General features: G+C 49.1%; 4 protein-coding genes. 3 read left to right on the forward strand and 1 reads right to left on the reverse strand.

Translation table 11 applies throughout. The annotated features are described in order from the left end of the window. Positions 1 to 294: 294 nt before the first annotated feature. A complete protein-coding gene (locus COV46_08685) occupies positions 295 to 2,844 on the reverse strand; it encodes a hypothetical protein (GenBank protein ID PIR16313.1) in 2,550 nt (849 codons plus the stop codon). 140 nt (positions 2,845 to 2,984) lie between these two features. Here COV46_08685 and COV46_08690 point away from each other — a divergent pair, with 140 nt between their 5' ends. The 3 genes from COV46_08690 to COV46_08700 all read left to right on the forward strand — a co-directional run bounded on the left by COV46_08690 (position 2,985) and on the right by COV46_08700 (position 5,477). Continuing rightward, entirely contained in the window at positions 2,985 to 3,761 is a 777-nt protein-coding gene (locus COV46_08690; GenBank protein ID PIR16314.1) for an electron transfer flavoprotein subunit beta, read from the forward strand. Positions 3,762 to 3,840: 79 nt separating this feature from the next. After that, positions 3,841 to 4,815 (forward strand): electron transfer flavoprotein subunit alpha, encoded by a 975-nt coding sequence (locus tag COV46_08695; protein ID PIR16315.1) that lies wholly within the window; start codon positions 3,841 to 3,843, stop codon positions 4,813 to 4,815. 50 nt (positions 4,816 to 4,865) lie between these two features. Next, positions 4,866 to 5,477, forward strand: a complete 612-nt coding sequence (locus COV46_08700) for a deoxynucleoside kinase (protein PIR16316.1) — start codon at positions 4,866 to 4,868, stop codon at positions 5,475 to 5,477. Positions 5,478 to 5,595: the final 118 nt, after the last annotated feature.

Consider the following 5,595-nt stretch of genomic DNA (forward strand, 5'->3'; position numbering starts at 1 on the left):
ATATTTTGGCAGGAGCGAACCTGTTTTATCGAAATTGGTAAGACGCGTTGAATTTGAGCTGACAGAAAATAAGGGCGCAACGAAAGAACTGTTTCGGAGGATAGTAGCTACTATTAAAAAGAACCACCGCCCGTGCTTTGTGCGTGCAACCAAATAAGCTAATTAGGAAAGCCTGACCCCATTTATGACCCCATTTACATATACTGACCCCACCGTCGCTAATGGGTGACCCCATATACACCATATACATACTGACCCCATATACCCTTCCGGAGGTCGCGTTTTTTTCAAGTTCTAGGCCGGTTTTATAATCGAGAGGACGTAGGCGTTCAAGTCTATATATTTTCTGGCGGTCTTAAGTATGTCCTTACGCGTAACCTTGAGTATTCGTTGAGGATATTTCTCTACCTCGGCTATTCCAAGGCCGTAGAGTTCGTTGAATGTATAGCTTGCGGCAAGGGCGGAATTTCGCTGTTGCTCGAGCTCGTAGGTGCCGACCATATATTGCTGGGCGCGTTCGAGCTCCTCTTTACTGACCGGCTCTTTGCATAGACTTTCCAGCTCCCTCTTTATTCCCTTGATGGCGGTATCAAGTTTTGAAGGATCGGTTCCGATATAGACGGTGAAATACCCCGGCTCAAGTCCGCTTTGAACGGAAGAGTTGACCGAATATGCAAGGCTCATCTTGTCGCGAAGTGTTACGAAGAGTCTTCCGCCCTGACCTGAAAGAATATGGTTTAGAACGGAGAATTTATAATGATCAGGCGAGCTCACGATTGTTCCAAGGAATCCCATGACCACGTGGGCCTGTTCTTTACCCTTTTTTATTACTTCTGATACAATGATCTTTTCGGGCTTTTTGATGGGGACATTAAGAGGCCTTGGGGTCTTGTGTCTTTTAAGGGTGATCCAGTCATTCGCCATCTCTCTCACTTCATCCGGTGAAACGTCGCCAACTACCGATATGCAAAGGTCCCTGGGATTTAAATGTTCTTCCCAGTAGCGCCTTAGTGTCCTTGAATTGAGCCTTTTAACCGATTCCTTTTCGCCTATCGTGCGGAGGCCGTAGGGATGCTTGCCGTACAAATTCCTCATGAAATAAAGATATGCCATTGAGTGGAGGTTGTCTTCTTGATTGTGGATCGATTCTATCTGCTGGGCTTTCTCCTTGGTTACCTCTTCATCGTCAAAGTCGGCGTCGCAAAGGACCTCGGCGAAGAGGCCAAAACCGTCGTGCAACTTTTCGCTTAAGAACTCTGTTCGGATGCCTATAGTGTTCCTGCCTGAGTATCCGTCGATTATGCCGGCTATCGATTCTATCTTTTTGGCGATCTCAACCGCGCTCCTTTTTTTGGTCCCTTTGGTAAGGGACCTTGAAAGGAGATAGGATATGCCGTTTATCTTGGGCGTTTCGTAGCGAAGCCCCCCGTGGACCGCGGCATAGACGGAAACTATGGGCAACGTATGATTCTCTCTAATAATGAGCCTTACGCCGTTCTTAAGTGTGTGAACCTTTGGCTTTGAGCGTTCTATCTTTTTGATGAGCACCGGGTTTTTGGAACCGGTGCAGGCCGCTTCTATAGCCGACTTGGTGGGCGACACCTTGGCATGCTTTGGTGATAGAACTTCAACAGTGCAATTGCCGGGAGTTAGATATTTTTCGGCCGCCATTCTTACTTCTCCCGCCGTCACGTCGCCGAGCATCTGAAAATAGCGCTTTTCAAATTGGTAGTCGCCGGCGGTCGCCAGAAAATATGCGAGCTTTGCCCCCTGACCGCCAACGGATTCGCGTTCATAGACCTCGCTGGCCCTTATATTGATCTTTGCGCGGTTAAGTTCATCTGCGCTCACCGTTTCGGTGGAGATCCTCTTAAGTTCTTCCCAGACCGCATCGATGGTCTGGACAACTTTTTCGGACTGGGTAACGCCGCCTATCATCATTATTCCGGGGTCCTTTGGCGTGTAAACATAGCTGTAAACGGTGTGAACGAGCCTTTTCTTTTCCTTTATTATCTGTTCGAACCGCGAAGATTCAGCTCCGCCCAGGATGTGTGAAAGAATGTCGAGCGCCGGAATATCGTTATGAACGATATTAGGAACGTGGAAGCCGAGCAGGAACTGGGCCGCATGGATTTCCATTGTATTAGTGTTGACCTTGATGGACCTTTGTTCGGGTTCAATGGGTGTCTGAATCTTGACCGTGGCGTCCGTTCGTTTAAAGCTCGAAAAATTCGTTTCGATCTTTGCGAGCATCTCTTTGGTGTCAAAGTTGCCGACAACGATGAAGGTAATGTTGTCGGGACGATAATGTTTGCGGTAGAAAGAGAGAACATCATCTCTTTTGAAGGATTTCACGGTCTTATAAAAACCGATAACAGGCCTGCCGTAGGTATGTTTTGTGAACGCGTGTTTGAAGAGGTCCTCGCTTATGCAGTGGCCGGGGTTATCCTTGCCGCGGCGTATCTCTTCGCATATAACTTCGATTTCTCTCTCAAGTTCGTCGGCATCGAAAAGGGGGTTGATGACGGCATCGGCTATTATTTCGAGCCCTTTTTCGGCAAAGCGGCTTGCCATGTTGATATAAAAGACCGTCTGGTCAAAGCTTGTGTAGGCGTTCACTTCTCCGCCGGCCGCCTCAACGTCGCGCGCGATGGCCCCTACGGGGCGGGTGGGGGTCCCTTTGAATATCATATGTTCTATAACGTGGCACATTCCTGCCTCGGCGTCCGTTTCTATGGCGGAACCGGCGTAAACGAGGGTGTTGAACGATATGACCGGGGCCGAACGATTTTCGGACAACAGGACCGTCATTCCGTTTGAAAGCGTATGTTTTGTAGTTTGCATAGGGGTCAAATATATAATGAGTAAGGGGTAAACAACAAGAGAAATGATTAAGACCTTGTTTTGCTTTTTTATTGTTGCAAACGTATTATTTCACGCTAAGACAATATGAACATTTCAACACACAAAAAGGAGGTCTGTTTATGAAGATCGGCGTGCTTTTAAAGCAGGTGCCTGACACCGAAACGAAGATAAAACTTAAACCTGATAACAGCGGTTTTGAAGAGAATGATGTAAAATGGGTGATAAACCCTTACGATGAATACGCTGTGGAAGAGGCATTAAAGCTAAAAGAAAAGGTGGCGGGCTCCGAGGTCGTGTTGGTTACCGCAGGACCGGCGCGTGCGATCGATTCCATGAGACAGGCGCTCGCTATGGGTGCCGACCGTGGTATAAGGATAGACACGACCGGCGCCTCTACGGATCTCTACGGTGTTGCCCTTATACTTTCCAAGGTAATAGAAGAAGAGAAGTTCGACATAGTATTCGCCGGGAAACAGGCGGTGGATGATGACTGCGCGGCCGTGGTTCAATATTGCGCCGAGATAACCGGTCTGCCCCATGCATCGCCCATCGAGGCATTTACCCTTGGAGCCGACAATAAGGGCGCGACGGTCCAGAGACCCGTGGCCGGCGGTATGAAGGAGATGATAGAGATCGAGTTCCCCTGCATTTTGGGTTGCGAGAAGGGTCTTAATTCTCCGAGGTATGCTTCTCTCCCCGGCATCATGAAGGCAAAGACAAAGCCCATTGTCGAAAAGAAGGCCGCCGATCTTTTGGGCGGCGAGGCGATAAGGGTTTCCGTTGCCGGATGGTCGCTTCCTCCGGAGCGCGCCGCAGGTAAAAAAGTGGACGGCGAACCCGAAGTGGCAGCCGAACAGCTGGTTAAGTTCTTAAGGGAAGAGGCAAAGGTGATCTAAACGAAACATGAAGCAGGAAACATGAAGCAGGAATGATCATGCCTCTTGCATCGTGCTTCAGATAATCTGGAGGTGTTTTGTGTCCAACATTCTAATAATAGCCGAACATTCAGAAGGCAAGATAAAGAAATACAGCTTAGAGCTTGCAAGCAAGGCGGGTGAGCTTGCTGCCAAGTTAGGCGGAACGGTCATTGCCGTGGTTATCGGCGACTCGGTCAAGGGGGTTGCCGGCGAACTGGGTAAATTTGGCGCCCAAAAAGTGGTTACCGTCGAAAATCCCAAGTTCAAATTTTACAGCGCAGGCGCCTATTCCAAGGCGATAGCCGACATCACCGCCAATGAAAAGGCTTCTATCATCCTGGGAAGCGCAACTCCAATGGGGAAGGACCTGCTCCCGTTAGTCGCGGCGAAGCTAAAGGTCGGTTTTACGCAGGATTGCACATCACTTGAGATAGAGAGCGGCAATCTAAAGGTGAGACGTCCGGTGTTTGCCGGCAAGGCGTTGATGGATTTTGTGTTCAAGTCAACACCTCAAGTGGCAACGGCAAGGCCCAATTCTTTCCCTGTTGCAGAGACCGGCGGCAACGCCGAAGTGGTCAACTTTGTCGCCGACCCGGGTAAGTCAGGGGCCAAGGTGAAGGAGGTGAGGCAGGTCGAAAAGGGCGAGGCGGATATTGCCGAGGCAGATATCATCGTCTCCGGTGGGCGCGCCATGGGCAACCATGAAGGTTTTAAGATCCTTTACGATATGGCGCATATCCTCAGAGGGGCGGCGGTCGGCGCCTCACGCGCGGCGGTGGATGCCGGATATATTTCCCACGATCATCAGGTGGGTCAGACTGGCAAGACGGTCAACCCGAAGCTATACATCGCATGCGGTATTTCAGGAGCCATTCAGCATCTGGCCGGAATGAGAACAAGTAAGATAATTGTCGCGATCAATAAGGACCCCGAGGCCCCGATATTTACGAAGGCCGACTTTGGCATAGTAGGCGATCTATTTAAAGTGGTGCCCTTTGTCACAGAAAAACTGAAAAAGGTCCTGCAGGAATAATTCGCATTTTTGCGAAAAACGCTCATTGACATTATGTCAAGTTGAAAAATATGGCCAAGAAATATATAGCGATAGCAGGTAATATGGGCTCCGGTAAGTCGAGCCTGGTCGATTTTTTGTGCCGCGAATATGGTTTTAAACCCTTTTTCGAGCCGAACGATATCAACCCATATCTCGCCGACTTTTATAAGGACATGAAGAAGTGGGCGTATCATTCGCAACTTCACTTTTTAACCCACAAGTTCCGCATCCATCAGGAGCTCGACCGTTCCAAAGAGATCGTGGTCCAGGACCGGACCATTCACGAGGACGCGGAGATATTCTGCACGAATCTTTATAAAAGCGGGTTCTTGCACAAGCGCGACTATAACACGTACATGTCGCTCTATCGCACTATCCTTGGATCTATTCAGCCCCCAGATGTGATGATATATTTGGAGTGCCCTTTAAGAACGCTTAAAAAACGTATCTCAAAAAGGGGGCGCCAGATAGAAAAGGGCGTGCCCGATAAATACCTTCAAGGCCTTGAAAAGCTTTACAAACGCTGGATAGATAAATACGACCTTTCACCGTTGATCAGGATCTCTACCGAAAAATACGATTACATGGACGACTTCATCATCCGCCAGCAGATAACGATGGAATTGGAGAAGTGCGTTTGAGAGATGATAAATGGCAAAAGGCGTCCGAAAACTCGGCGTACGGATCGGCCATGACACGGCCAAGATGTTCTATCGCCCTGCCCTCGTTCTCTTCGCGGTCAAATATATCCTCTGCGGA

Source organism: Deltaproteobacteria bacterium CG11_big_fil_rev_8_21_14_0_20_49_13 (genome assembly GCA_002796305.1).
Lineage (GTDB): Bacteria > UBA10199 > UBA10199.

Bases quoted from the DNA above. Each gene is read 5' to 3' on its own strand.
- COV46_08685 (PIR16313.1), bottom strand. From the start codon at position 2,844: ATGCAAACTACAAAACATACGCTTTCAAACGGAATGACGGTCCTGTTG.
- COV46_08700 (PIR16316.1), top strand. From the start codon at position 4,866: ATGGCCAAGAAATATATAGCGATAGCAGGTAATATGGGCTCCGGTAAG.
- COV46_08690 (PIR16314.1), top strand. From the start codon at position 2,985: ATGAAGATCGGCGTGCTTTTAAAGCAGGTGCCTGACACCGAAACGAAG.